Genomic DNA, 25,885 nt, shown 5'->3' with positions numbered 1-25,885 from the left:
TACGTTCATCAACGGCCAAAGCACAAACTAAGCCGGGTCAATCAAGGCTGGCGCGTGCAAGGACCTTCCGAGCTTGAATAAGATGCGGCGCATCGATCATGCGGCCGTCCAGCATGAGGACCCCTGCGCCGGGCGCTTGGGCGAACGCCTCAACAACTGATTGCGCATGGCCTATCTGTTCTGCGGTCGGGGTGAAGGCCTGGTTGATAGTGAGCACTTGAGTGGGATGCAAAGCCATCATCCCGGTAAAGCCGTCATGGGCGCCGCGCGCTGCATAGGCCGCGAGGCCCGCCTCATCGGGAATCGCGGGGTAAACGGTTTCGATCGCGGCAACGCCCGCCGCATGCGCACCAAATAAGGTCAGATTACGCGCCATTTCATAAGGGCTGGTATAACTACCGTCCTCGCGCCGACTGCTGGCCGCGCCGATTGCGGCGGGCAAATCTTCTGCGCCCCAGGTAAGGCCGCATAGGCGATCGGCCACCTCGCCATAGCTGCCAAGGCCAAATATGGCGCGCGGCGTTTCCGTCGCGATTGGCAGAATTTTGACGTCTGGCGCCAAGCGCGCGGCCAGAACCCCGACCGTTTCTGCGCTTTCGCTTTTGGGGAGCATGATCGCGTCGCAGCCCTCCGCACAAGTGAGATCATCCGTCAGCATGCCACTATCTACAGGATTGATGCGAACGAGGCGCAGCACAGAGGCTTGGGTCGCCAGATACTCACCGACTGCCGCGCGCGCCCTGTCCTTCGCGCCGGGTGCAACGCTATCCTCCAGATCGAGGATGATCGCGTCGGCGCCGCTGGATGCCGCCTTGTCGAATCGTTCGGGCCGATCGCCCGGCACGAATAGCAGCGACCGCAGCCTCATGCCGGCCGCCTTTGCAACAGGGCAGTGCGCAGGCATTGGCACACAATGTCGCCCCGTTGGTTCAGCAATTCGTGACGAAATGTCACCAGTCCCGCGGTGGGCCGGGATTTGCTGTCGCGCAGTTCGACCACTTCGCTGGTGGCGCGCATCGTGTCACCGATGAAGACGGGTTTGGGCATCACCAGCTTGTCATAGCCCAGATTGGCGACCAGCGTGCCGAGCGTGGTTTCACCGACCGACAGGCCGATCATCAACGAGAAGGTGAAGGTGCCGTTGACAAGGATCTGGCCGAATTCGCTTGCCCGCGCCGCTTCCGCGTCGATGTGCAGCGGCTGCGGATTATGGGTCATGGTCGAAAAGAGCAGATTGTCGGTTTCCGTCACGGTGCGACGGATGGGATGTTCGATCCGATCCCCCACCTGCCAATCGTCGAAATAGCGGCCGCTCATGCTGCATCCTCCTTAGGCATGATGCGCACCAGCAAGGTTCCTTCCTGCACCTGCGCGCCTTCCCCATGCGGCATGTCTTCCACCGTGCCGTCGAAGGGGGCGGTGAGGCCGTGCTCCATCTTCATCGCTTCCAATGTCACCAGTTTCTGGCCCTTCGCCACAACGTCGCCACGCGCCACATCAACGGCGATGATACGGCCTGGCATGGGAGCCAGGATTGCGCCGTCACCCGCGGCTGCCGCGCCTGCGCCGGCAGCGCGCCATGGCGTGATCTGCCAGCTGCGTCCCTGTTCGGTGACCAGAATGCGGGCGAGCGGCGTCCGGGTTGGCATCGTTCCTGATGCCCGTACCTCCGCGTCCACGCTGTGTCCGTCGACCAGAATGCGGGCGGTGCAGCGCGCAGGGGCGTTGAGGCGGAAGCCCGCAAGCGCGCCCGCGCCACCTACGGATGCAGCCGCACGCGCCAGGGCAGCAGGGCCCGGCAAGGTCGCGGGCATCAGCCCATCGCCTTCCCGCGCGATCAGGCCGGTGTCGACCTCCCCTGCGGCAAAGTCCGGGTTGTGCAACGCCTTGACCAGGAAGCCCGCATTGGTGCGGAGCGGCCAGACCACAGACCGGTCGAGCGCATCGGCCAAGGCGACGCGCGCCACGTCGCGGGTGTCGCCATGCGCGATCATCTTGGCGATCATGGGATCATAAAAGGGGGATATGGTGGCGCCCTGAACCACGCCGGTGTCTACACGGACGCTATCGCCGAGGTCGAAAGCATCGAGGCGGCCGATGGAGGGCAGGAAGCCCTTGGCGGGGTCTTCGGCATAAAGGCGCGCTTCCATCGCCCAGCCGGATATGCACAGTTGATCCTGCGAGCGCGGCAACGGCTCGCCCGACGCCACGCGCAATTGCCATTCGACCAGATCCTGGCCGGTAATGGCTTCGGTCACAGGATGTTCGACCTGAAGCCGGGTGTTCATTTCCATGAACCAGATACGGTCCGCGCGCAGTCCTTCGGATGCGTCGGCGATGAATTCGATGGTGCCGGCGCCCACATAATCGACCGCCTTGGCCGCGCGAACGGCAGCGGCGCACAGGGCTTCCCGCGTATCGGGGTCCATGCCGGGCGCGGGTGCTTCCTCTATCACCTTCTGGTGGCGGCGCTGAAGCGAGCAATCGCGTTCGAACAGATGGACGATATTGCCGTGGCGATCGCCGAATATCTGCACCTCTATATGACGGGGGCGCTGAATATATTTTTCAATGAGAACATGGTCATTGCCGAACGAAGACGCCGCTTCGCGCTGGCAGGACAGCAGCGCATCGGCAAACTCCTCGGCCCGCTCGACCAGCCGCATCCCCTTGCCCCCGCCGCCGGCCACCGCCTTGATCAGCACGGGATAGCCGATTTGCGCGGCTTCCTTCGCCAGATGCGCAGGATTCTGATCCTCCCCCAGATATCCTGGCGTCACGGGTACGCCCGCATCGGCCATCAACGCCTTGGCCGCGTCTTTGAGGCCCATGGCGGTGATGCTGGACGGGTCGGGGCCAATCCAGACAAGGCCTGCGTCCATCACGGCCTGCGCGAAGGCCGCATTTTCCGACAGGAAACCGTAACCCGGATGGATCGCATCCGCGCCAGCGTCGCGCGCAGCCGCGATGATGCGATCACCCAGCAAATAGCTTTCGCGTACCGGCGCGGGGCCGATGCGAATGGCCTCGTCCGCCATTGCAACATGGAGCGCCTGGGCATCCGCGTCGGAATAGACGGCGATGGTGCGAATGCCGAGCCGACGCGCGGTGCGGATAATGCGGCAGGCGATCTCGCCGCGATTGGCGATGAGGAGAGTGCGGATCATGGCCATTACATCCGGAAAACGCCGAACGAAGGGCGTTCGGCCATGGGAGCGTTGAGCGTGGCGGCAAAGGCAAGGCCAAGGACATCGCGCGTCTGGGCGGGATCGATGATTCCGTCATCCCACAGCCGCGCTGTGGCATACCAGGGATTGCCTTCATCCTCATATTTGCGCCGGACCGGGTCCTTGAAGGCTTCGGCTTCTTGCGGCGTCCAGCGTCCCGCGTCGCGGTGAACGGTGGCCAGCACCGATGCCGCCTGCTCCCCACCCATCACGGAAATCCGGCTATTGGGCCAGGTGAAGAGGAAGCGTGGCCCATAGGCGCGGCCGCACATGCCGTAATTGCCCGCGCCGAAACTGCCGCCGATCAACACGGTGATCTTGGGCACGCTGGCGGTGGCGACGGCGGTGACGAGCTTGGCGCCATGTTTGGCGATCCCTTCGGCTTCGTAGCGGCCGCCGACCATGAACCCCGAGATATTCTGGAGGAACAACAGCGGGATGCGGCGCTGACAGGCCAGTTCGATGAAATGCGCGCCCTTGACCGCGCTTTCGCTGAACAGCACGCCATTATTGGCAAGAATCGCGACCGGCATGCCCCAGATATGGGCAAAACCGCACACCAGGGTGGTGCCGTACAGCGCCTTGAACTCATGAAATTCGCTGCCGTCCACGATGCGAGCGATGACTTCGCGGACATCATAAGGCGCGCGCACATCCTGCGGCACGATGCCGTAAAGCTCGGCGGGATCATGGAGCGGCGGCACCGGATCGCGCAGGTTGACCGCCGGCGTCGGCTGCGGAGCCAGAGTCGATACGATATCGCGCACGATGCTGAGCGCATGATCGTCATCGTCGGCCACATGATCGACGACGCCGGACTTGCGGCCGTGGAGGTCGCCGCCGCCCAGATCCTCGGCACTGATGACTTCACCAGTCGCCGCCTGCACAAGCGGCGGGCCAGCCAGAAAGATCGTGCCCTGATTGCGGACGATGACGCTTTCGTCGCACATGGCCGGCACATAGGCGCCGCCGGCGGTGCAACTGCCCATGACGCAGGCGATCTGCGGGATGCCGCGCGCCGACATTTGCGCCTGATTGTAGAAGATGCGGCCGAAATGATCGCGGTCGGGAAACACCTCCGCCTGGTGCGGCAGGTTGGCGCCGCCACTGTCGACCAGATAGATACAGGGAAGATTGTTTTCGAGCGCGATTTCCTGCGCGCGCAAATGTTTCTTCACCGTCATCGGGAAATAGGTGCCGCCCTTCACCGTCGCGTCATTGGCGGCGATCATCACCTGCCGGCCATGGACCCGGCCGATACCCGCGACGATGCCAGCCCCGGCGACGTCGCCGCCGTAAAGGCCATTGGCGGCAAGCTGGCCGATTTCGAGGAAGGGGCTGCCCGCGTCGAGGAGATTTTCCACCCGGTCGCGGGGCAAAAGCTTGCCGCGGCTAACATGCTTGTCCCGCGCCGCCTGGCCCCCGCCCATCGCGGCTGCGGCCACATCCGCGCGCAACTGATCGGCAAGCGCGCGGTTGTGCGCGGCATTGTCGGCAAAGCCAGCGCTATCGGGCGATAGCGCAGTTTCGATGACGGGGCCGCTCATTGGCCGTTGCCGATCAGTTCGCGACCGATCAGCATGCGGCGCACTTCATTGGTGCCAGCGCCGATATCCAGCAGCTTTGCGTCGCGCATATAGCGTTCGACCGGCCAGTCTTTCGTATAGCCCGCGCCGCCCAGCGCCTGCACCGCTTCGAGCGCGACACGAACCGCATTTTCGCTGGCAAGCAGGATTGCGCCCGCCGCGTCAAAGCGCGTGGTCTTGCCAGCGTCACAGCTCCGAGCGACGGCGTAGACATAGGCGCGAGCGGAATTGAGCGCGACATACATGTCCGCGACCTTGGCCTGCATCAGCTGGAAGCTCCCGATCGGCTGCCCGAACTGCTTGCGTTCGCGAACATAGGGGATGACCGTGTCGAGACAGGCCTGCATGATGCCAAGCTGAATGCCTGCCAGCACCGCGCGCTCATAGTCGAGGCCGCTCATCAGCACGCCTACGCCACCATTGAGCGGACCCATGATATTGTCGCGGGGCACTTCACAGCCGTCGAACACCAGTTCGGCTGTGGGCGAACCGCGCATGCCGACCTTGTCGATTTTCTGCCCGATCGAAAAGCCGGGCATGCCCTTTTCGATCAGGAAGGCGGTGATGCCGCGGCTGCCTTCGCCTGTCTTGGCATAGACGACCAGCGTATCGGCATAGGGGGCATTGGTGATCCAATATTTCGTGCCGTCCAGAATATAGCCGCTGTCGGTTTCGCGCGCCTTGAGCTTCATGGAGACGACGTCGGACCCGGCGCCGGCCTCCGACATGGCGAGGCTGCCGACATGCTCGCCAGAGATCAGCTTTGGCAGATATTTGGCCTTTTGATCGTCATTGCCCCAGCGGCGGATCTGGTTGACGCAAAGGTTGGAATGAGCGCCATAGCTAAGGCCGATGGAGGCCGATGCGCGGCTCACTTCCTCGCAGGCGATGACATGCTCCAGATAACCAAGGCCAAGGCCACCCCATTCTTCCTCGACCGTAATGCCATGCAGGCCCAGTTCCCCCATTGCGGGCCAGAGGTCGTCGCGGGGAAACCAGTCTTCTGCGTCGATGCGCGCGGCGAGCGGTGCGATCTTGTCAGCGGCGAAACGCGCCGTGGTGTCGCGGATCATGTCGGCATTGTCGCCAAGCGCAAAATCGAAATCGGGCGTCACGGGCCTCTCCTTGGTATCTGCTTTGAACGCCGACATAGCATCTGGCGATCCCGCTGAGAAATTGACCGCGCCATATGCACAGCATAGATGACGTCTATGATCGAACGCTATCTGATCCACTATTTTCTGGCGGTGATGGATCATGGCAATTTCTCCCGCGCGGCGCAGCAATGCCGCGTGTCGCAGCCGACCTTGTCGGTGGGGATCGCCAAGCTGGAATCGCTGGTCGGACACGTCCTGTTTCATCGTACAAACCGCCGCGTCGAACTGACCAGCGCGGGCGCCGCCTTTGCGGTTCATGCAAGACGCATCGAGGCCGAATTTTCCCGCGCAGCGCAGGCGATGGCAATTGAACAGCCCGGCAAGCTGGTACGGATCGGCCTGGTGTCGACCCTGCCGGGGCCTTGGGTGGAGGCGGCTACCCGTGCCGCCTGTTCGGTTGCCGGTGAACGCATCGAGATCGTCGAAGGGCGGATGCGCGACCTGATGCCCCGGCTGGAACGCGGGCGGATCGACGTTGCGCTAGGCGTTCTCGATAGCACAGCGGATGAGGCCGACATGCTGTTTGAGGAAGGCTACGCGCTTGCAATGGCGGCCGACCATCCACTTGCGGCTCATGCGACATTGGACGCCGAGCAGGTTGCCGCCGCAGAAATGATCGTAAGGCGCAACTGCGAAGCGCTGCCCCAGGTCAGCCGATTCTTCACTCGGCGGGGCGTGCGCCCCTTCTTTGCGGCGCGCACCGCCGACGATGCGCGCGCGGTCGCCTTCGTCAAGGCAGGCCTTGGCATCACCGTCATGCCACGCTGCTTTGCACAGGCGGGCATGGCGATGCCGGCACTGGCGGGTTTCGACCAACGGCGGCGCGTCGGCCTCATCGCCGATCCGGCCGGACGTGGAAGAATCCAGGATAGCGAAGGGTTGCGCCGTTTTACCCACACGATCCGGGAATTTGCCAATCAGACGGCGGTCCCTTCGCGCTGACGGGTCAGTCGCTGGGCGATCCTGTCACTCCAATGGTTCACCATCCCAGGTTTCCGTGTCGATCTGTGCCTGGGGGCCCTTGGCGTAGCGAGGACCCGAAACCGCTTCGAACGTAAACAGTGCATCGACCGCCGCCAGCGCGTCGGTGGGGATATCCAGCGTCAGCGTCGCCAGGTCCTCATCAAGATGCGCGGTGCTGGTCGTGCCGGGGATCGCCACGATGTTCGGGCGGCGGGACAGGACCCAGGCCAGGCTGAGTTGCGCCATGGTGCACCCCGCCGCTTGCGCGATTGTGCGAAACCGAACTGCCAGGCCCAGATTATGGTCGAGATGCGGGGGTTGGAAGCGGGGCATGGCGTGCCGGATATCCGCTTCATCCACGCCATCGGGACCGACGCTGCCAGCAAGCACGCCGCGCGCCAAAGGGGAAAAGGCCACGAAGCCGACGCCAAGTGCGACACAGGCATCGAGCACGGCCACTTCGGCATTACGGGTCCAGGGGGAATATTCCGTCTGCATTGCGGCAATGGGATGGACCGCATGAGCGCGCCGTAAGGTCGCAGCCGACATTTCGGACAGGCCGATCGCCCCGATCTTGCCGGCGTCGACCGCCCGAGCCAGCGCACCGACCGAATCCTCGATCGGCACATTTGGATCGAGCCGGTGCAGATAATAGAGATCGATATGGTCGACGCGCAGGCGGCGTAGCGAATCTTCCAGCGTTGCCTCGATCGCATCGGGTGATCCGTCCAGGCCACGCTGGCCACCCTTGCCGCCCAAGACGCATTTGCTGGCCAGCACGAAATCACCACGCCGATCCATCAGCGTACGCCCCAGCAATTCCTCATTGGCGCCGAAACCGTAAAGCGCGGCGGTGTCGAAGAAGTCGACGCCTTTGTCGAGCGCGTGCCGCAACAGCCGTTCAGCGTCGCGCGGATCGGGGCGGGGCAGGTAAGCGTGGCTCAGATTCATGCAGCCAAGGCCGATCGCCGAAACGGTGAAGGGGCCAATGGAGCGGGGCGATGGCGCGATGGTCATAGGCGATGCTGATCCTGTGTCGATTGGGGGACATAGCCGCCAATAGACCCCTGCGTCGGCCGGTGCCAGCTTGAGACGCGCTACCCGGCACGATTTTGCTTGGGTTAGGCCTGATCATGACCCACAAAGGACCGGAGCGCGGGGCACCAGGGAGGATGACATGACGGAATTTGACGGGACGGTCCCCAAGCAAGCCAAGGACTTTCCGCGCAAGGTGCTGGACCTGTTCGATGCCTATGTTCATGGGTCGCTGGACCGCCGAGGCTTTCTTACTCAATGCGCGACCCATGTCGGTGGCATGGTGTCGGCCACTGCGGTGCTGGCCGCGCTCAGCCCCGACTTCGCGCGCGGGCAGGTTATTGCGGCGGACGATCCGCGTGTTGAAACACGCTGGATAGAGGTGGACTCTCCGCAGGGCTACGGCAGGATCCGCGCCTATGTCGCCCGACCGGCTGACAAGGCAGGCGCGGCGCTTCCGGTTGTCGTCGTGGCACACGAAAATCGCGGACTGAACCCGCATATCGAGGATATTGCGCGGCGGCTGGCGCTGGAGGGCTTCATGGCTGTGGCGCCCGACGCATTGACGACGCTGGGTGGCTATCCGGGGGACGAGGACAAGGCGCGGGAGATGTTTGCGACATTGGATCGCGACAAGATTGGCGAAGACTTCGTCGCGGCCGCCAATCACGCACAACGAATGGCGGGGGGCAATGGCCAACTGGCGGCGACCGGATTCTGCTTTGGCGGCGGCGTCGCCAATCTGCTCGCGACCCGCTTGCCCAGCCTGAAAGCGGCGATCCCATTTTATGGCAGCCCGCCGCCGCTGCAGGATGTACCGAACATCAAGGCGGAATTGCTGATCCATTATGCCGGCAATGACACGCGAATCAATGCGACATGGCCCGATTACAAGGCGGCGCTGGACAAGGCAGGGGTTCGCTATCAGGCCTTTGTCTATGATGGCGTCGAACATGGGTTCAATAATGACACCACGCCGCGCTTCGACAAGGCCGCCGCCGACCTGGCCTGGGGTCGCACGCTCGAATTGCTGCGCCGAACTCTGGGCTGAACGCGCTATCGTGTCGGCCCCTTGAACATCGCAACATGACGGGGCAGGAACCCGAAGGCGCAGCCGATGATTGTAGGTGCGTCACGACAGAGGGGTTTCAGGTGCACGAAGAACGGACAGATGAAAATGGGTCGCAGGCTTCCGGCGAGCCTGCAGGCGATCTGCCCGATCCGACATCTTTCAGCCCCACAGGCAACAGGCCGACCCATCATTGGAAGCGGTCCACAATAGCCGAACCGGGCCTGGAACAACGGGGCACGGTCTTCTTTGCAGCGCTGCAAATGACGCGCATGCCGATGATCCTGACCGATCCACGGCAGGACGACAATCCGATCGTGTTCGCCAACAAGGCCTTTCTGGACCTGACGGGTTACGAGGAGAGCGAAATCGTCGGCCGCAATTGCCGGTTTCTGCAAGGGGCCGACACGGACCGTGCGGCGGTATCGGACCTGCGCGAAGCGGTGAAGCATCGCGAGGCGATTTCGCTCGAAATCCTGAACTACAAGCGTGATGGCACCGCCTTCTGGAACGCCGTCTTCATTGCACCCGTGTTCGACGATCATGGCGACCTCATTTATTTCTTCGCCAGTCAGCTGGACGTCACACGACGACGGTCATCCGAGCAATCCTTCCGTCAGGCGCAGAAGATGGAGGCCATCGGCCAGCTCACCGCCGGTCTGGCCCATGATTTCAACAATTTGCTCCAGATCGTCACGGGCAATATCGAGCTTGTCCTGACAGGAGATCTGGACGACCGGCAGCGCCGGTTGCTGACCAATGCAGCGCGCGCCACCGACCGCGGCACCAAGCTGACGCGGCAGCTGCTCGCCTTTGCGCGCAAGACGCGACTGGAGCCCAAGCGGATCAACCTCAACGACCTGATCCATGAATTTGGCGATCTCATAGACAACACCGTCGGCGCGCAGATCCGCCTGGTCACGGCGCTGGAGCGACGGCTGCCCGACGTGCAGATAGACCCTTCCCATCTGGAAATGGCGCTGCTCAACGTGCTGCTCAATGCCCGCGACGCCATGCCCGATGGCGGCACCGTCACGATCGCGACAGAATTGTGGAAGCTGAACGGCAATGCAGCGGCGCACCAATTGCCCGAGGGCGATTATGTAGTGCTGAGCATCAGCGACGAAGGCACCGGCATGAGTGAAGATGTCCGCCGCCGCGCCACTGAGCCTTTCTTCACGACCAAGGGGCAGGATCGCGGCACCGGCCTTGGCCTGGCGATGGTGCATGGCTTCGTGCAGCAATCTCTCGGTCGGCTGGAGCTGGACTCGGTCGCGGGCAAAGGGACGACCATCCGGATGCTTTTCCCGGTGGCGATCGGCGAGGCCGACCGTTTCTCTCCCCCTGCCCTGCCAAGCGCGATGCGACGCGCGTCAGCTCAAGGCACCGAAACCATCCTGCTGGTCGAGGACAGCGATGATGTCCGCGCGCTGGCCGCTGAACAGCTGAGCGCATTGGGCTATAAGCTCGTGCTGGCGAGCAGCGGCGAAGAGGCACTGGAGCTGTGGGACAAGCAGAAGATCGACCTCTTGTTCACCGACATCGTCATGCCGGGCGGGATGAGCGGTCTGGAACTGGTCGAGAAATTTGTTGAGTTGGCCCCGGACATCCCGGTTCTCATGACCACCGGCTATAATGAAGATCTGGTGGCCGATATACCCCGCGGCACGTCGCTGGACGTCATCGGCAAACCCTATCGCCGGGAGGAACTGGCGGATCGCGTTCGCATGGCGCTGGACCGGCGTTTGGAAGGCCCGCGCACACAGGCGCGAAATTTCCCTCACAAAGAAGGGTAGAACGCCAGTGCGTAGCTGAGATAGTGTCGCGCCCCAATTCGCATTTCGATTTTGTTAGATTATGTTGCAGCGCAGCGTTGGACCTTGCGCGGCTCATTTGTCAGTTTAAGACCTGCCGCCAAGGAATTTCGAAAGGGTGCATTTGGCTGGGGAGCGTCTTGGCCTGCGGCAAGCGGCCGCATGGCTTACGGAAATAGTCGGGCCTGACAAGGGCTATGTGAATGTCGGGATCGTCTACACATTGGCGATCACGCTCCTGTCGCTCGCCACACCGATTTCCGTCCAGCTGCTGATCAATTCGGTAGCGCGCACGGCTTTGGTTGCGCCCCTATGGATCCTGTCCGGCGTCCTGCTGGTGCTCTTGCTGCTGGTGGCTGGGTTGAGCGCTTTGCGCGTCTATTTGCTCGCGATGTTCGAACGGCGCATCTTCGCGCGGGTCGTCGCCGAAGTGACAGTGCGCGCTGTCCATGCGCAAAACCCCTTCTTCGCCGACGAAAGCCGGGGCAGCCTGTTCAATCGCTATTTCGACATGGTCGTGGTGCAAAAAGCGGTGCCCAGCCTGGTGATCGGCGCCTTCACGATCATCCTGCAAGGTGCCGTCGGGCTGATCGTCACCAGCTTCTATCACCCCTTTTTCCTGGCGTTCAACATCATCCTGGTGGCGGTGTGCCTGCTGATATGGCTGGTCTGGCGCCACGGGGCGATCACCGGGGCGGTCGGCGTGTCCCACGCCAAGCATGAGGCCGCGCATTGGCTGGAAAGCGTTGGCGCATCGAACGGCTTTTACAAGTCGGCACGGCATCTCGACTTCGCGATGGATCGGTCGGAAGCCGTCACCGCCAATTACGTCCGCGCGCATCGTCATTATTTCCGGTATAGTTTCGCGCAGGCGCTGGGCTATTTCCTGGTCTATGCCTTTGCCGCCGCCGCGCTGCTGGCGTTGGGCGGCAATCTGATCCTGGCGGGCCAGCTGTCGATCGGCCAGCTGGTGGCGGCGGAGTTGATCCTGTCGGGCGTCTTCTACGGCATTTCGCAACTTGGGTGGTATCTCGACACCTTCTACGATCTTGTCGCCAGTTCAGAAGAACTGTCCCAGATTTTCGCCATTCCCCAGGAGCCGGCGGGATTGAGCGGCCAGGCGCCGCCGGACGGGTCCGTTCGCTTTCGCGACGTGGTGCTTGATCGATCGCATTTCGACTTTGCGATCGGCAGCGGCGAACAGGCCGTCATCGTGGCAGAACCCGGGGTCGAAAGCCAGATTGCGCTGCTGCTCAAGCGTCATGCCAACCCGGATCGGGGTCTGGTGTCGATCGGCGGCAGCGAACTGGGCAGTTTCGACATGTATCTGCTCCGTTCCGCGGTCGTCGTGCTCAATCGGCCGACGATCGTCGACGTGACGATCCGCGAATATCTGAACCTGGCAACGGGCGGCACTGCGGAAGGATCGCGGATCATGCGCACGCTGGAGCTGGTCGGCTTGGCCGCGCGCATTTCCAGCCTGCCGGACGGACTGGATACGCAGTTGGCCAGTTCAGGCTCTCCCTTGAGCATCGTTGAGGTCATGCAGCTGAAACTGGCGATGGCGATGCTGAGCGCCCCCAAGGTGCTGCTGCTGTCGCAACTATACGACATGATGCCCGCCGAACCGCTACGCGCGACGTTGCAGACGCTGCGCCAGCACGGAACCACCATCCTGTTGTTTACCGAACGGCCAGAAGCGATGAATCTGGATGGCTGCTATTGGCTGGGCGCCAAGGCGCAGCAACGCTTCGCGGATCAAGCCGCGCTGTCTGACTTCCTGGCCGGGCGGGAGCCGCGGCCATGACCATTCAGCCAGCGCAACTGGCGCATTTCAGGTCGCTTGCGGCATTGAAGCCGCCGCGTGCAGCCGTCGTCATTGCCCGGCTGATTTTGCTGGGCATCCTGCTGGCGGTCGCGATCCTGTTCGTGCCATGGCAGCAAACCGCGCAGGGCGTCGGCCAAGTGACGTCGCTCGACCCCGATGACCGGCCACGCCAGGTATCCTCCCTGGTCGACGGGCGGGTCGACCGTTTCTTCGTCCGTGACGGCCAACTGGTGCAGGCAGGCGACCCGATCGTCCAGGTGGTCGATGTCGATCCCAATTTCCTGGAGCGGCTGGCGGCAGAGAAGGCCGAGGTGGAAGCGCAGATCGCGGCCATTGAACAATCCCGCGCGGTCGCGTCCATCGACGTCGGGCGCACAGGCCAGCTTTTTGCCGAAGGCCTGGCGGCGCGGCGGGATTATGAACAGACTCAGATCAAGGTCGCCGAAGCCAATGCCAAGCTGGCCGAAGCAAGGGCTAAGCTGAAGCAAATCGAGGTGCGCCAACAGCGCCAGTCCGCCCAGATCGTCACCGCGCCGCGCGACGGACGGGTTCAAAACCTGAACGCGGCGGCAGGCGGCGCGCTCATTTCGGCGGGCACTGTGCTGGCGATGATCGCTCCTGAAAAAATCGAGCGGGCGGTCGAACTCTATGTCGATGGGCGGGACATTCCTCTGGTCAATCAGGGCCGCCCGGTTCGGTTGGAATTTGAGGGCTTCCCGGCCTTCCAGTTCAGCGGCTGGCCCGCCTTTGCCGTCGGCATCTATGACGGGCAGGTTCGCTCTGTCGATCCGACGCCCCGCGCCGACGGACTGTTCCGCATCCTTGTCGAACCCCAGCCGGGCAAGACGCCATGGCCCGAACAGCGCTTTGTTCGCCAGGGCGGCAAGGTGCTGGGCTGGGTGCAGGGCGATGTCGTCACGGTAGGCTATGAACTGTGGCGCCAGCTTAACGACTTCCCCCTCAATTTCGGCCAAGATCAGGTCGCGCAGAAGGAGGAGGCAAAGGCCGAGAAAAGCTCGATCGAGAAGAAAAAGAAATGAAGATGGGGCAGAGCGTCGGCCTGATTGCGGTGCTTCTGGTAGCCACTAGCCCTGTGGCTTTGGCCCAGGATATGAGCAGTGCGGCGACAGCAGCGCCACGGACGACTGGCCCATTGACGCTCGACGAAGTGCTGCAGTCATCGGCGCGCTCCGCGCCCGACATCATCGCCGCCCTGGCCCGCAACCGGCAGGCCGAAGCGCGCGCGCTGACGGCGCAGGGCGCCTTCGACACCGTATTCGCGGTGGACGGACGCAGCCGCGTCGAGGGCTATTATGACGGGACCGAATTTGCCGGAAAGGCAGAACAGCCGCTGACCGACAATGGCGGCTATGTCTACGGCCAATATCGCGTGTCGCGCGGCGATTTTCCCGTTTACGAGGACAAGGCCTATACCAACAAGCTGGGCGAGGTGAAGGTCGGCGCGCTTTATTCACTGCTGCGTGACCGGCTGATCGACGCGCGTCGATCGGAATTTCGCCTTTCCGCCAATGATATCGACATTGCGCGGTTTGAAACAAAGGCGACCAGCATCGGCGTTCAGGCCCGCGCGATTGAAGCCTATCAGAAATGGGTTGCCGCCGGATTGAAGCTCAGGGCCTATCAAGCGCTGATGACATTGGCGCAAAACCGCACGCAAGGCATTCAGCGGCAGGTGGATCTGGGCGCCAAGCCCGACATATTATTGACCGAGAATGAGGCCAATCTGGTCAAGCGTCAGGCGCTGGTGGTGGAGGCGCGGCAGGATTTTCGCGCGGCCGCCGTGAAGCTGTCGCTTTATTATCGCGATGACCAAGGTCTGCCGGTCGTCGTCGATGAAGCGCGCTTGCCGGACGCGGCCGATGCCTTTGGCGACCTGCGCGTTGACCCCGCCTTCAATCTGGAAAGCCGGCCGGATTTTGCGATTTTGCTGGAGGAGATCGACAAGGCGACGATCAAGCTGGCGCTGGCGCGCAACGACATGAAGCCCAGGCTGGACCTGAATGGCGAGGTGGCCAAGGATGTGGGACCGGTGGGTCTTGGCGGATCCAGCCGCACGCCGCTTGAGGTCATTGTCGGTGTAACCTTCAAGGTGCCGCTCCAGAATCGCAAGGCGAAGGGCAAGCTTGCGGAAACACAGGCGAAGATCGATGAGCTGTCAGTCAAGCAGCGGTTCCTGGCGGAAAAGATCCGCGCGGAAGTGACCGCGCTCGGTATCGAAGTGGAGACAGCCAATCAGTTAGTCGACACGACCGAACGGGAACGCACGCTGGCCGAGCGACTGGCAAGTGCAGAGCGACGCCGGTTCGAACTGGGATCGAGCGATTTCTTTCTGGTAAACCAGCGCGAAGAAAGCGCGACCAGCGCCGAGGTGAAGCTGATCGAAGCGCGCGCGCGGATCGCGGCGGCCCGCGCGGAATTGGCCGCGGCCACGGCGGATGAGGATGCCCTGGGCCTCGATAGCGGCCCTACCCTGCCCTGACTGGCCGCGCGCGGCGCAGTCGGCTTTTGGCAAAGGCCAGGAAACCGCGCAGCTTGTGGCGCAAGCGAAACGTATAGAAATAACGCACGCCCGCATGTTGCCTGACCGGAGCCAGAATATCGCGGGGCAATAGCCGGATATCTTCCGCAACCGCACGCCATATCCGCCAGTCGGTGAGCCAATATTTGGCGTAGAGCGCGCCATCACCATAACTATAGGCGGCAAGCAGCGCCTTTTCCTCCGATGGGCATCGTCGCCCATGATGATGGTCGACAGCAAAGGCCGGATCATAGCGAATGTCGCATCCCTGCCCGATGGCCCGGAACAGATAATCCGTATCCTCCGCCGCTTGAAAGGGCGCGCCCGAACCGAAGCGATCATCAAAGCGTCCAACACGATCAAGGATGGTCGCAGTCAACGCCAGATTGGCCCCCATCACGAAGCCACCGGGGAAGGCGCCGGGACGGAGGATCATCGGATGATCCTCCACCTTTATCGTCACGGGCAGATCCATGGGATTGCCGAGCAATATGCGCCCGCCGACGATTACATCCTCGCCAAGCCGCGCAAAGCAGCGCGCCAGCGCGGTGAAATAATCGCTGTGCAAAGTGCAATCGTCGTCCGTCATCGCGATGATGCGGCTACGGCAATGTTGCAGGCCCCTGTTGCGGGCACGGGCAAGACCAGGTTGCTGCTCCGTCACGAGGCGCACCGGAAATGACTGACGATCGGCCCACTCGGCCAGCATGGCAGGCGTGTCGTCGGTCGATCCGTTATCGACGATGATAATCTCTATATCAAGGCCCCTAGCCTCGCTGACTGCGACGGACACGGAATCTAGCAGATTGATCAGAGCAGAAGCGCGATTGCGCGTGCAGACAAGCAGGCTGATGTCCGGCATGACTTCAAACCCCTCGGTGCGCAGGCGTCGAACCCGTCTGCCAACTGGCGACATAGGCGCTCAGCTTTCCATAACAATTGTCGCGAATGTCATGGGGCAGGTCCAGCAGCAGTGCGAGGATATGGCCGTGAAGGCGATCGGTAAGGAGATGCTGCGCCTGAGACAGGAGCGCGACGCCTCTGTTCACCCGCGCAACAGCCTGCCGCTCGCGACTGGCCGCATCATGGCCGCCGGGCATTTCATCGTCATCTTCGAGCCAATCCACCAGCTTCGCGCCCGGTGGCAAATCGGGCGCGCCCTCCACGCGCTCCGCGTCATTGCGCATAAGGGCCAATATGGGTTCCGACGCGACAGCCTGCCGTTTCAGGTCCAGCATCATGGCGGAATCGGGTGCAAGGTGGGCCGGCAAGCCCAATGTCGATCGGGCAAAGCGCAAGCTGGCATGATCGCGCACATAGAGCGTGAAATCCGGATGACGTTTTGCAAGGGCGGCAAAGTCAAGGGCTGCGCTGCTATCGCGGAAGAATATCGACTGCGGCAGCTGAACGATCGTCCGATCCGGCAAGTCCAGCAGCAAGGATTCCCGGAAATTTTGGTGGTGCGACCAGAGATCCCCCAGATTGCCCCCGCCATGGATCAGCAGCGGCCCCTCGGGGCAGGCATGAAGAAAGGCTTGTCGATCAAAATCATGCCATGTCGATACATAGGCCGGATCCCTGCCCGTAATGGCGCGAAGAATGGTCAATTCTCCAAGCCAGATGGCACTGTCGCCGACATTGGGGTGATCGGGGAAGTCGACCAACGCATAGGGCCTGCCGTAACCAAGATGCCGGGCATAGACTTGCCATAGCCACTCTCGCTGGTCGGATATAAGGGCGGCGTTCATGCGGCTGCGGATACGGTCGCGCCGCACAGCTGCCCATACAGGTCCTCGCATCGCGCGAGCCACACATCCTGCGAGAACATGTCGACGGCCCGCTGTCTGGCGATCGTCCGGTCGATCAGGCACGCGTCACGCATTGCACTAGCCAGTCCGTCGACGTCCTGTGGCTGCGCCAGAGCGCCCGCGTTGCCGATGACTTCGCTCGCCGCCCCCATGTCGAAGGCGGCGACCGGGAGCCCGCAGGCCATGGCTTCGGCCGCAACCAGACCGAATGGCTCATCCCAACAGGGCGTGAAAACGAAAACCGATGCTCTCGCCATCTCTTCGGCCAGTTGCCGCATATCCAGATGACCGCCATAGCGAATGTCGGGTCCAAGCAACGGCGCTACCTCCGCCGCCCAATAGTCAGGGTCCTCAATCGCGCCGTAGATGATGAGGGGCATTCCCGACTTACGTGCGGCCATCGCGGCCATATGAGTCCCCTTGTTCGGGGTGATCCGGCCGCTCCAGATCGCGGTCCCGTTCCCCTTCTCGCCGAAACGCCACTGGCCGACATCTATGCCATTATGCAGTATCGACACTTCGGGCGGAGGATTGTGCGGCCACCATGCCTTGAGCTGCTTGGCGGAGGTGACAGTCAGGCGATGGCGTGGTGATGGGCTTTGCTTCACGAAACCGTGCAGGGCGTCATAAGGCGGCACATGGAGGGACGTGAGCGTAGGAGTGCGGTTCGTCCAGCGCCGCTCCAGGGGAAAACGATGCAGGCTGTTATTGTGCACAACATCAAAAGCGCCGTCGGCGATGCGTTCGCAGGCCGATGCGTAAGCGGCATCGAGATGGTTGATGAGAGGTGCCGATCCACGATGCTCGGCCCAGGGAAAAACCTGCTCATAATGCACGTCGACTACCGGATCGATGGTGAAGGCGGAGTCACTGTCACCAGAAGCAAAAAGGGTGACATCATGACCCCGACGACTAAGGCCCGCGGCCAGTTGCCATGCATGCGCTTCCATGCCGCCGGCAAAAGGTTGACGGATGCGCTGGCGCACATGGGCCAGAAGGGCGATCCTCACGCGGCGGCGACAGCGATTGGCATCATGTCAGCACCCCGCTTCTGCCGGGACTCCAACAAGCGCAAAACCGTGGCGGTGTTCGCATAGGGTTGATGGCTCTGCTGGCCGGTGAGCGCCAGATCGTCCTGATCGGGCGCGCGCAACAGTCGGATTGGCAGGCCTGGCGCATCGTCGATCAGCCCCATCAGGCGAAAGGCGTGCAGCCAATGGCCCATGGTCCGATAGCCCCATTTTGCCTCAAACAGCTGTGCATTGCGCACGACGCTTTCGACATGATGGACCGGCGGCATATGGTGCGGGTGATATTGATGATAAGCTCGTGCGCCCTTGGCCCAGGCGATCGCTATGCCTGCCGTGCTGAGCGTCTTTCCATAATCCGTATCTTCGCCGCCATATCCGACATAGCGTTCGTCAAAGCCGCCTGAACGCCGGAATGTCTGCGCCTGCATCGCGAAATTCAGCGACCAGAAGCAGCGATAATCCGCGCAAATTTCTATGCCATGGGCGGGGGGACCACGCCGGTCGGAATGTTTCTCCGCGATCCCTTCAAATCCCTCGCACGACCAGTCGCCCTGCGTGGCTTGGTGCGGCAGATACAGCACTTCCCCCATGAGGAGGCCATCGAACCTGTCGGCATGGGCGGCATAGTCTGCAACCAGGCTGGGGGAGGGAATGCAGTCGATATCCAGGAAAATCAGGATGTCCCCGGTCGCGACGGCGGCGGCGGCGTTCCGCGCTGCTGCCAGGGGCAGATCATCGCCCGCGACATGGATCTGGCGAACCGGGAACGGGGTTTTAGGCAGAGAATAGGGTTCGTTTTGCATCACTGCGATTATGAGTTCGACCGGCAGCATCGACTGGCGGTTGAGGCCATGAACGACGTTGACGAGATGATCGCCCCGCCCGCGCGCCAATGTGATGACGGAAACCTTGTTCATGACGGGCGGAACTCCTTGAAGGATGGTGAAATGGGGGCGAGTTGTTGTGACCAGAGGCGATCGATAAGCGCTTCGAGCCATTGCGCGGTTGCAAGCGCGGGCGCTTCGTCAATCATCGCCCGCTGGCGATCCGGTTGGTGACCCGCCCATGTCTCGGCAAGGGCGGACGCCCACCCATGGGCCGAGGATGGAAGATGCGGCCGCGTAGTCGCGACGCCTGCCGCCGACAGCGCATCCGCCTTGCGATGCTGCTCATCGAAATAGCGCCATTCGGGAACGGCAAGCCAGGGTTTGGCAGCGGCCAATATCTGCTGGCAGGTGGTGTTGCCCGTCGAGGAAATGACCAGGTCGGCGGCAGCGACATAGTCTTCGGCATTGTCGACCCAGCCGCGATGCTCGATATTACCCGGCTCCGTCGCATGCCAGTCCCGCTGAACCTTCCCGATGGTGATCCATCGGGCAGAGGGTCGCGAACGCGCGCCGACACCCAGGGGCGCCTGTCCGAAGCCTTCGCCCCCGCTGCCCGAGAGGACAAGGATAAGCTCCTCATTCGGGTCAACGCCAATACGCTGCCGCGCGACCTCCCGCTCGTGCACACGCAGATCCACGCCAAGACCGCCTGCAAAGAATGTCTTTGACCGCATGGCATCATCCCATTCGGGTTGGGCCAGGTCGGAATGAAAGGGGGCCAGAAGTCCTGCCGCCCCTTCATAGGCGGCGCGATGCCCCGGATCGCTGCGATCGCCATGTTGCAAAATCTTGACATGGGGGACCGAACAGATGCGGGCCAGTTGGGCGATTTCCGCAGACACATCGCAGATCATGAGCGCGGGATCGGCAGCCTGAAACCAAGATGTGATCTGGCCCATGGCGGAGCGGATGCCAGGCCAGCCCAAAGGGGCGCAATGCAGCGTGGCGGGGGTCGATACCCAATCCATGGATGCGGCTTCATCGCCGGTCGGTTCGAACAGGGAGGGAATGGTAACGATGTCCGCATTGTCCGGCAAAGCCGGAAATATATCGTCTCGGGCGCAAAATATTGTCAGCGGCCTGCATGAGGGCATGGCTTGGGCGATTGCTGCGCAGCGTTCGGCATGGCCCCTGCCCTGATGATGAACGAAATATCCGATCGGACGGGTCATGCCGCTGCGGCCACGGCAGCAGATGAAGCGTCCTGAAGGCCAAGCCGCGCCAGCCCTTCAAGCACGCCAGCGGCATGATGGCGCGACACGCGCATCAATCCCTTGCGGGCAGGGAGATCGTCCAGTTCGGCCGTGGCATTGCCCACGACGATCGCATGACCACAGGCCGCGAGCATATCCGCGTCATTGCCGCTATCGCCAGCGGCCACGCAGTGGGACAAGGACAGGCCGAATTTTCGCGCATAGGCTGCAATCGCTTCCGCCTTGCCGCCATTGGGCGCCAATATGTCGATCAGGCGGCCGTGGGAGAAGATGACCCTCGCCGCCACACCATTGGCGTCCAACATTGCCCGAATGGCGGCCGCATCGCGAGCAGTTCCGAAAAAGCTGATCTTGTGCGGCCCCTCCGTGACGCGCGGCTGGGGCTTGAGGCCAAGGGGCGCCACCATCCGGGCCACAACGGCGCGGTCCCAATCCTGATCCAGATAGGCGGCGAATTCCGCGCACTCCTGCCATCCGCCCTCCCCATCTGGCCAAACAATGCGCGTGCCAACATCGACGATATAGGCATCGGGTTCTGGCAGTTGCCAGCGACGCAGGATCATCTTCGTGGCATGAAGGCTTCGGCCGGTTGCGACGACAAACGGCATTGAGGATGTAGACCGCCAGGCACGAAACGCCGCCGCGGACTCCCGGCAGCCGGTAAGCGTGTTGTCCATATCGCAGGCCAGCAAGCGCGGCTGTGTGACCGAGCGATAAATGTCGACAGACGCACTGGCATATGCGTTCCAGCAATAGAGGCTAGAACCTGCGCGCGCCTTTGCCGACAGTGCTGCATGCCGGTCAGCATTGCCTATGATGTCCTTGATGGCGTCGCTGATCGCTTGCGGATCGCGCGGATCGATAAGGTCCCCATGCCCGATCTTCGCCACGATTTCCGCCGGCCCGCCATTGCGCGTCGCGACCACGGGCGTCCCGGATGCCGCCGCTTCGATCAAGGTGAGCCCGAAGGGCTCATGCAACGCGGGATTGACGAAGACGCCCCCTTTCGCCGCGTGAGCATATAGCGCCGCCACGTCATGGGCATCATGCGCCTCGGGCAAGGCGACCCGGCCGTTGAGGCCATAGCTTTCGACCAAGGCAAAAAGCTGGTCGAGATTGGCTCGCTCCTCGCCCGCAGCATGCCGATGCTGGCCCGCCAGAATGACGAGATTGGCCTGACGCTGAAGCACCGAATCCTGACCATAGGCCATGACGAGGGCCGCCAGATTTTTCTTCGTGACGGGCCGCGATACGGCAAGGATGATCGGCAAGTCCGGCCGGTCGAACCATTGCTGCACCATCATCTGCGCGCGACCCGTCCGAGCGGGCATGGGCAGGCGCGGCACGCCCGGAGGCACCACATGAAGCTTTCCCCTTGCCGACGGACAATAGGCCCCGACTTGACGATCGGCCTCATCCGCCGTCGACACGATTATGGCGCCAGCTTGCGCGATGGCCGATTGTTCAGCCTCGATCCTTTGGCCAAGGCCGGTGCAGGATACGCCCTGCATCTGCTTATCTATCCCCAAGGAATGCGGCGTGAAGACATAAGGTATGCCAAATTTTCGCTGTATCACCGCAGCCACCTGAGCCGCATCGGCAAAATGCGTGTGGATCACGTCTGGAAGATCTTTACCGGAGGAAAGATAATGGATCAATCCTTGGGTAAAAGATGCCAATTCTCCTGACAGCTCTTCTTTCTCAAGGTAAACAGATTTTGATGTAGGAATTCGAATAATACGAACATTCTGACTTATATGTTCGTCTGACAGATTGTAAACCTGGTCGAACCGGGGGTCTTCAAACCGCCGGGTGGCTATGACTACCTCTGACACTTCGGATTGTTGTATCTGATGGGCAGATGCATCCAATATATAGGCAATATGACCGTCGGTGTCAGCAGTTATACCGTAATTAATTGGCGGCGCCTTCAGACAGCCTCCAAGAGCAAGATGCAAGATAACCAATCAGGTGCCCCCTATACAGAAAGCTTCAAACACCGTTGGATTGATTACGTTCCATATCGCCCGTTTACCGGATAAACCTGCCATGTTTTTCAATGACATTTTATAAATAATGATAACATAAGTTAGTTTTTACAATTTATTCGTTTTCTTGGATCAAGATCACAAATGGCAGGTTTGGAATCTGCCCCCATCTCGACCGGCTTCCCCTATCGTCCCAGATATCAGGCGAAGCTGCGGGACGAGGACTAGGCGCCCGTCCGCTGTCGTGGCATCGTCGACACCTCAATATCGCAGGCCGACGCTGCGCGCCTTTGCGGCCTCACATCATCCGGTCGCGTAGATTCATCAGGATCACCAGGGTTCCGCCCACCATCAGCGCAATGACCAGGGTCGAGAACAGAATAAGTTGAAGATCGTCACGCGATGATCGCTTGAAGCTGATGTGCAGGAAACAGCGAAATTGCAGAATGATTTGCGCCAAGGCGAGCGCAAGCACCATCGCAAAAGTGATGTTCGTCGGCGCGATTGGCCACCGGACGACCGCAAAGGCCGCGCCCGTCAGCGCGATCGCGCCTGCAAACCCGATCAGGTAGGAGCGGATTTCGTGCCGTCGGTCGTTGTCCTGGCTCATGGCAGCAAGCCCGGCAGATAGATAGTGGAGAAGATCGCGACCCATATGAGGTCGAGAAAATGCCAGAACAGCCCCAGCCTCAACAGGTTGATCTTCACCCGCGCGTCTAGTCCGAAGAAGCGGATCTGCGCCATCATCACCACTATCCAGCAAATGCCGGCGACGACATGCAGACCATGGAGAGGAACAAGCCCAAAAAATGCGGACAAAAAGCCGCTTCGGGTTGGATAGGCGCCTTGGGCGAACATCTCGGCAAAATCATGCCATTCGAAGGCGAGGAATATCAGACCCAGAGCCAGCGTCGCCGCCAGCCAACGATGGACGTCCCCCCTGCGTGAACCATATTTCATCGCCACCGAAGCCATGCCGTAGGTGAGGCTGCTGGTTAGAAGCAGGAGCGTTTCTATGAAGGTCGGCCAAATCTTGTAAACACTCGCAGGCGTCGGGCCGCCGGCCGTGGCGGGCAACATGACGCCATAGGTGGCGAAAAGCAGGGCGAAGATCACCGCGTCGCTCATCAGGAAAATCCAGAAACCGAATATGGCATGCTCGGCTTCCGCATGCGTTTCGGCGTCCGTCCCCTTAAGGTTCAGTCCGGCATGTTTGGTTTCGCTGGCGCTCATGATCGCACCATCGCCAGACCTTGATTGGCGGGGCTGGTTTCGATTTCCCGCGGGACCGGCTGCGCCTTTGCCATCGCTTCGCGCCAAGTCATGTCGGCTTTTGCCACTTGGGATGCCGGAATGGTGCGATGCGTGTCCCGCACGAAGCTGCGCGCTACGATCGCGCCTATGATCACGGCCATGCCCAGGATCGCCAGCCACCATATGTACCAGACCAGCGCGAAGGCCGCCGCACCGCTCGCCATGCCGATGATTGGCGCCACGACGCTATTTTTCGGCATCATGATATCGCAATATGTAGCAGGCGGCGCGTAAGGCGTGCCTTTGCGCTTCGCATCGTAGAACCAATGGGGTTGGTCCACATGCGGCAGCCGAGCGAAATTATATTCCGGCGGCGGCGCGGAAATGGACCATTCCAGCGACCGGCCATCCCACGGATCGCCGACGAAAACATCATTGGCGTGCCGATCACGGATGCTGACCCAGAGCTGGATCAGCAATGCGACAAAGGCGCACAGAAGGATCAATGCGCCAACTTCGGCGATGTAGAGCCATGGCCGATAGGCTGTCTCCATCACGGCCTGCGTGCGGCGCGCCATGCCGCTGGCGCCCAGTATATAGAGCGGCATGAACGCCAGATAGAAGCCCGCGATCCAGCACAGGCACGAGATACGGCCCCAGCGTTCGTCCAGCCGATATCCAAAAACCTTGGGAAACCAGAATGTATATGCCGCCAGCAGGCCGTATAGCGTACCGGGGATCAGCATATTGTGGAAATGCGCCACCAAAAACAGCGTGTTGTGGACGACATAGTCCAAGGGAGGGAAAGCCAGGGTGATGCCGGTCAGACCCCCCAGTACAAATGTCATCATGAAGGCGAGCGCATAGATCATCGGCGTGGCGAAACGCACCTCGCCCCGGAACATCGTCCAGATCCAGTTGTAGATTTTGACGCCCGTCGGCACTCCGATCGCCATGGTGGCAATGCCGAAGGCCGCGTTGATGCTTGCGCTTTGGCCCATCGTGAAAAAATGATGGAGCCAGACGGTGAAGGACAGCACGGCGATCGCCATTGTCGCGATCACCAGCGATTTATAGCCGTATAATTCCTTGCTGGAAAAGGTCGAGACGACTTCGGAGTAGATGCCGAATGCCGGCAGAATGACGATATAGACTTCAGGATGCCCGAACATCCAGAAAAGGTTGGCATAATGCATCATATTGCCGCCAAGTGATCTGCCCCCCGCTGAGTGGCCCAGAGACTATGATAGTCTGGACCGCGAAAGGGACATTGAATGCCGAGCAAGAAGCACAAGCCGGAAGAGATCATCGGCAAGCTGCGTGAAATTGAGATCGTGCTGGCGCAGGGGGCTTCGACCGCCGAAGCCTGCCGTCGGATCGGGGTCAGTGAGCAGACCTATTATCGCTGGCGCAAGGAATATGGCGGGCTGAAGACCGACCAGGCACGGCGGATGAAGGATCTGGAGAAGGAAAACCAACGGCTGCGCCGGGCGATCTCGGACCTGACGCTGGACAAGCTGATATTGCAGGAAGCTGCACGGGGAAACTTCTGAGCCCCGCGCGGCGACGGCGCTGCATCGATCATATACGACGGGATCTGCCAGTCCGGCTATCCGAGCGACGGATATGCCGGGTTCTAGGGCAGCATCGATCGACACAGCGTAAAGTGCCGCGTGGGGCGGATGACGAACAGGCGCTGACGGAGGACATCATCGCCTTGGCAAAGCAATATGGTCGTTACGGCTACCGCCGGGTCACGGCGTTGCTGTGCCATGCGGGGTGGACGGTGAACCATAAACGGGTCGAGCGGATATGGCGGCGCGAAGGGCTCAAGGTGCCGCAGCGCCAGCCCAAACGCGGGCGTCTATGGCTCAACGACGGATCATGCATCCGCCTGCGGCCTGAGTATCCTGGGCATGTGTGGGCCTATGACTTCGTCGAGGGGCGCACGCATGACGGCCGCAAGTTCCGCATCCTGACGATCATCGACGAGGCCAGCAGGGAATGTCTGGCGCTTATCGTTGCGCGACAGCTCAAACATGAGGATGTGCTGGCGGCCTTGGCGGACCTGTTCATCTCGCGCGGCCCGCCTGCACATATACGGTCAGATAATGGCGCCGAATTTATCGCCAATGCCGTCCAGCAATGGCTGCGGCAGATCGGCGTGAAGACGCTCTACATCGCGCCGGGATCGCCATGGGAGAATGGCTATAATGAAAGCTTCAATGGGTCGCTGCGCGACGAACTGCTCAATGGTGAAATCTTCTACAGCCTCGCCGAGGCCAGGGTGCTGATCGAAGCCTGGCGGCGGCATTACAACACCGTCCGCCCGCACAGCAGTCTTGGCTATCGGCCACCGGCACCAGAAACGGCGACACCGCCATATCGGCCTCCGGTTCCGCTTCGCTCCACCTCCGTCCGGATATGGCGGCGATGAGCTTAATGCACTAACAAACCAATCGGTCCACTCGGTGGGGGCAGATCA

General features: G+C 61.6%; 21 protein-coding genes and 2 pseudogenes. 7 read left to right on the top strand and 16 right to left on the bottom strand.

Annotated features, from left to right (window positions below):
- Positions 1-37: 37 nt before the first annotated feature.
- Genes RLDS_RS46130 through RLDS_RS46110 form a run of 5 tightly spaced genes read right to left on the bottom strand, consistent with a single transcriptional unit; the run spans position 38 to position 5,964 of the window.
- Positions 38-868: an HpcH/HpaI aldolase/citrate lyase family protein gene (locus RLDS_RS46130; protein WP_021227216.1), complete on the bottom strand. Its 831-nt coding sequence runs from the start codon at positions 866-868 to the stop codon at positions 38-40.
- Positions 865-1,317 carry a MaoC family dehydratase gene (locus RLDS_RS46125; RefSeq protein WP_021227215.1) on the bottom strand — a complete coding sequence of 151 codons (453 nt, stop codon included), beginning with the start codon at positions 1,315-1,317 and terminating at the stop codon, positions 865-867. The genes RLDS_RS46130 and RLDS_RS46125 overlap by 4 nt, the downstream gene beginning before the upstream one ends.
- Positions 1,314-3,167, bottom strand: a complete 1,854-nt coding sequence (locus RLDS_RS46120; protein ID WP_031298620.1) for an acetyl/propionyl/methylcrotonyl-CoA carboxylase subunit alpha — start codon at positions 3,165-3,167, stop codon at positions 1,314-1,316. The genes RLDS_RS46125 and RLDS_RS46120 overlap by 4 nt, the downstream gene beginning before the upstream one ends.
- A gap of 5 nt (positions 3,168-3,172) precedes the next feature.
- Positions 3,173-4,774, bottom strand: a complete 1,602-nt coding sequence (locus tag RLDS_RS46115; RefSeq protein WP_021227213.1) for a carboxyl transferase domain-containing protein — start codon at positions 4,772-4,774, stop codon at positions 3,173-3,175.
- Complete coding sequence (locus RLDS_RS46110) at positions 4,771-5,964, bottom strand: isovaleryl-CoA dehydrogenase (protein WP_052034160.1); 1,194 nt, start codon at positions 5,962-5,964, stop codon at positions 4,771-4,773. The genes RLDS_RS46115 and RLDS_RS46110 overlap by 4 nt, the downstream gene beginning before the upstream one ends.
- Before the next feature lie 51 nt (positions 5,965-6,015).
- On the opposite strand from RLDS_RS46110, the gene RLDS_RS46105 reads away from it, so the two are divergent.
- Positions 6,016-6,912 (top strand): LysR family transcriptional regulator, encoded by an 897-nt coding sequence (locus RLDS_RS46105; RefSeq protein WP_236616883.1) that lies wholly within the window; start codon positions 6,016-6,018, stop codon positions 6,910-6,912.
- 24 nt (positions 6,913-6,936) lie between these two features.
- On the opposite strand, the gene RLDS_RS46100 is transcribed toward RLDS_RS46105, so the two are convergent.
- Positions 6,937-7,950 carry an aldo/keto reductase gene (locus RLDS_RS46100; protein ID WP_021227210.1) on the bottom strand — a complete coding sequence of 338 codons (1,014 nt, stop codon included), beginning with the start codon at positions 7,948-7,950 and terminating at the stop codon, positions 6,937-6,939.
- 160 nt (positions 7,951-8,110) lie between these two features.
- Here RLDS_RS46100 and RLDS_RS46095 point away from each other — a divergent pair, with 160 nt between their 5' ends.
- The 5 genes from RLDS_RS46095 to RLDS_RS46075 all read left to right on the top strand — a co-directional run bounded on the left by RLDS_RS46095 (position 8,111) and on the right by RLDS_RS46075 (position 15,179).
- Positions 8,111-9,019 (top strand): dienelactone hydrolase family protein, encoded by a 909-nt coding sequence (locus RLDS_RS46095; protein ID WP_021227209.1) that lies wholly within the window; start codon positions 8,111-8,113, stop codon positions 9,017-9,019.
- Between the two features lie 35 nt (positions 9,020-9,054).
- Complete coding sequence (locus tag RLDS_RS46090) at positions 9,055-10,833, top strand: histidine kinase famiy protein (protein WP_021227208.1); 1,779 nt, start codon at positions 9,055-9,057, stop codon at positions 10,831-10,833.
- Positions 10,834-10,975: 142 nt separating this feature from the next.
- Positions 10,976-12,658: an ATP-binding cassette domain-containing protein gene (locus RLDS_RS46085; RefSeq protein WP_031298617.1), complete on the top strand. Its 1,683-nt coding sequence runs from the start codon at positions 10,976-10,978 to the stop codon at positions 12,656-12,658.
- Positions 12,655-13,719, top strand: coding sequence for an efflux RND transporter periplasmic adaptor subunit (locus RLDS_RS46080; protein WP_021227206.1), 1,065 nt, complete (start codon positions 12,655-12,657; stop codon positions 13,717-13,719). Before RLDS_RS46085 ends, RLDS_RS46080 begins: the two co-directional genes overlap by 4 nt.
- 71 nt (positions 13,720-13,790) lie before the next feature.
- The gene (locus RLDS_RS46075; protein ID WP_408021184.1) at positions 13,791-15,179 is read left to right on the top strand and encodes a TolC family protein; all 1,389 of its coding nucleotides are present in this window, start codon (positions 13,791-13,793) and stop codon (positions 15,177-15,179) included.
- Here the strand turns inward: RLDS_RS46075 and RLDS_RS46070 are convergent.
- The 10 genes and pseudogenes from RLDS_RS46070 to RLDS_RS46030 form a co-directional block, all read right to left on the bottom strand.
- Positions 15,166-16,080, bottom strand: coding sequence for a glycosyltransferase family 2 protein (locus tag RLDS_RS46070; protein WP_021227204.1), 915 nt, complete (start codon positions 16,078-16,080; stop codon positions 15,166-15,168). The genes RLDS_RS46075 and RLDS_RS46070 overlap by 14 nt on opposite strands.
- A gap of 4 nt (positions 16,081-16,084) precedes the next feature.
- Positions 16,085-16,966: a polysaccharide pyruvyl transferase family protein gene (locus RLDS_RS46065; protein ID WP_031298614.1), complete on the bottom strand. Its 882-nt coding sequence runs from the start codon at positions 16,964-16,966 to the stop codon at positions 16,085-16,087.
- Positions 16,963-18,036 (bottom strand): glycosyltransferase, encoded by a 1,074-nt coding sequence (locus tag RLDS_RS46060; RefSeq protein ID WP_021227202.1) that lies wholly within the window; start codon positions 18,034-18,036, stop codon positions 16,963-16,965. The genes RLDS_RS46065 and RLDS_RS46060 overlap by 4 nt, the downstream gene beginning before the upstream one ends.
- On the bottom strand, positions 18,033-18,974 hold the full coding sequence (locus RLDS_RS46055; RefSeq protein WP_021227201.1) for a galactosyltransferase-related protein: 942 nt from the start codon (positions 18,972-18,974) through the stop codon (positions 18,033-18,035). Before RLDS_RS46055 ends, RLDS_RS46060 begins: the two co-directional genes overlap by 4 nt.
- Entirely contained in the window at positions 18,971-20,116 is a 1,146-nt protein-coding gene (locus RLDS_RS46050) for a glycosyltransferase (RefSeq protein ID WP_021227200.1), read from the bottom strand. The genes RLDS_RS46055 and RLDS_RS46050 overlap by 4 nt, the downstream gene beginning before the upstream one ends.
- Positions 20,113-21,519 (bottom strand): HAD-IIB family hydrolase, encoded by a 1,407-nt coding sequence (locus RLDS_RS46045; protein WP_236616890.1) that lies wholly within the window; start codon positions 21,517-21,519, stop codon positions 20,113-20,115. Before RLDS_RS46045 ends, RLDS_RS46050 begins: the two co-directional genes overlap by 4 nt.
- 42 nt (positions 21,520-21,561) lie before the next feature.
- Positions 21,562-21,993 (bottom strand): annotated as a pseudogene (locus tag RLDS_RS57015) (glycosyltransferase); the annotation flags it as partial.
- A 451-nt stretch (positions 21,994-22,444) separates the two neighbouring features.
- On the bottom strand, positions 22,445-22,756 hold the full coding sequence (locus RLDS_RS46040) for a cytochrome o ubiquinol oxidase subunit IV (protein WP_021227198.1): 312 nt from the start codon (positions 22,754-22,756) through the stop codon (positions 22,445-22,447).
- Positions 22,753-23,379, bottom strand: a complete 627-nt coding sequence (locus RLDS_RS46035; protein WP_021227197.1) for a cytochrome c oxidase subunit 3 — start codon at positions 23,377-23,379, stop codon at positions 22,753-22,755. The genes RLDS_RS46040 and RLDS_RS46035 overlap by 4 nt, the downstream gene beginning before the upstream one ends.
- Positions 23,376-24,599 (bottom strand): cbb3-type cytochrome c oxidase subunit I, encoded by a 1,224-nt coding sequence (locus RLDS_RS46030; RefSeq protein ID WP_021227196.1) that lies wholly within the window; start codon positions 24,597-24,599, stop codon positions 23,376-23,378. The genes RLDS_RS46035 and RLDS_RS46030 overlap by 4 nt, the downstream gene beginning before the upstream one ends.
- 75 nt (positions 24,600-24,674) lie before the next feature.
- Here RLDS_RS46030 and RLDS_RS46020 point away from each other — a divergent pair.
- Positions 24,675-25,851: pseudogene (locus RLDS_RS46020) on the top strand (IS3 family transposase).
- Positions 25,852-25,885 lie beyond the last annotated feature (34 nt).

The organism is Sphingobium lactosutens DS20 (assembly GCF_000445105.1).
GTDB lineage: Bacteria > Pseudomonadota > Alphaproteobacteria > Sphingomonadales > Sphingomonadaceae > Sphingobium > Sphingobium lactosutens.
Note: the sequence above shows the minus strand (reverse complement) of the source record. Positions and strands in the feature narration are given on the sequence as shown.

Excerpts from the sequence above, each read along its gene's own strand:
- RLDS_RS46070 (WP_021227204.1), bottom strand. The coding sequence starts at position 16,080 with ATGCCGGACATCAGCCTGCTTGTCTGCACGCGCAATCGCGCTTCTGCT.
- RLDS_RS46080 (WP_021227206.1), top strand. The coding sequence starts at position 12,655 with ATGACCATTCAGCCAGCGCAACTGGCGCATTTCAGGTCGCTTGCGGCA.
- RLDS_RS46105 (WP_236616883.1), top strand. The coding sequence starts at position 6,016 with ATGACGTCTATGATCGAACGCTATCTGATCCACTATTTTCTGGCGGTG.
- RLDS_RS46095 (WP_021227209.1), top strand. The coding sequence starts at position 8,111 with ATGACGGAATTTGACGGGACGGTCCCCAAGCAAGCCAAGGACTTTCCG.
- RLDS_RS46030 (WP_021227196.1), bottom strand. The coding sequence starts at position 24,599 with ATGATGCATTATGCCAACCTTTTCTGGATGTTCGGGCATCCTGAAGTC.
- RLDS_RS46110 (WP_052034160.1), bottom strand. The coding sequence starts at position 5,964 with ATGTCGGCGTTCAAAGCAGATACCAAGGAGAGGCCCGTGACGCCCGAT.
- RLDS_RS46090 (WP_021227208.1), top strand. The coding sequence starts at position 9,055 with ATGACGGGGCAGGAACCCGAAGGCGCAGCCGATGATTGTAGGTGCGTC.
- RLDS_RS46040 (WP_021227198.1), bottom strand. The coding sequence starts at position 22,756 with ATGAGCCAGGACAACGACCGACGGCACGAAATCCGCTCCTACCTGATC.
- RLDS_RS46120 (WP_031298620.1), bottom strand. The coding sequence starts at position 3,167 with ATGATCCGCACTCTCCTCATCGCCAATCGCGGCGAGATCGCCTGCCGC.
- RLDS_RS46075 (WP_408021184.1), top strand. The coding sequence starts at position 13,791 with ATGAGCAGTGCGGCGACAGCAGCGCCACGGACGACTGGCCCATTGACG.
- RLDS_RS46115 (WP_021227213.1), bottom strand. The coding sequence starts at position 4,774 with ATGAGCGGCCCCGTCATCGAAACTGCGCTATCGCCCGATAGCGCTGGC.
- RLDS_RS46065 (WP_031298614.1), bottom strand. The coding sequence starts at position 16,966 with ATGAACGCCGCCCTTATATCCGACCAGCGAGAGTGGCTATGGCAAGTC.
- RLDS_RS46050 (WP_021227200.1), bottom strand. The coding sequence starts at position 20,116 with ATGACCCGTCCGATCGGATATTTCGTTCATCATCAGGGCAGGGGCCAT.
- RLDS_RS46035 (WP_021227197.1), bottom strand. The coding sequence starts at position 23,379 with ATGAGCGCCAGCGAAACCAAACATGCCGGACTGAACCTTAAGGGGACG.
- RLDS_RS46125 (WP_021227215.1), bottom strand. The coding sequence starts at position 1,317 with ATGAGCGGCCGCTATTTCGACGATTGGCAGGTGGGGGATCGGATCGAA.
- RLDS_RS46055 (WP_021227201.1), bottom strand. The coding sequence starts at position 18,974 with ATGAACAAGGTTTCCGTCATCACATTGGCGCGCGGGCGGGGCGATCAT.
- RLDS_RS46100 (WP_021227210.1), bottom strand. The coding sequence starts at position 7,950 with ATGACCATCGCGCCATCGCCCCGCTCCATTGGCCCCTTCACCGTTTCG.
- RLDS_RS46130 (WP_021227216.1), bottom strand. The coding sequence starts at position 868 with ATGAGGCTGCGGTCGCTGCTATTCGTGCCGGGCGATCGGCCCGAACGA.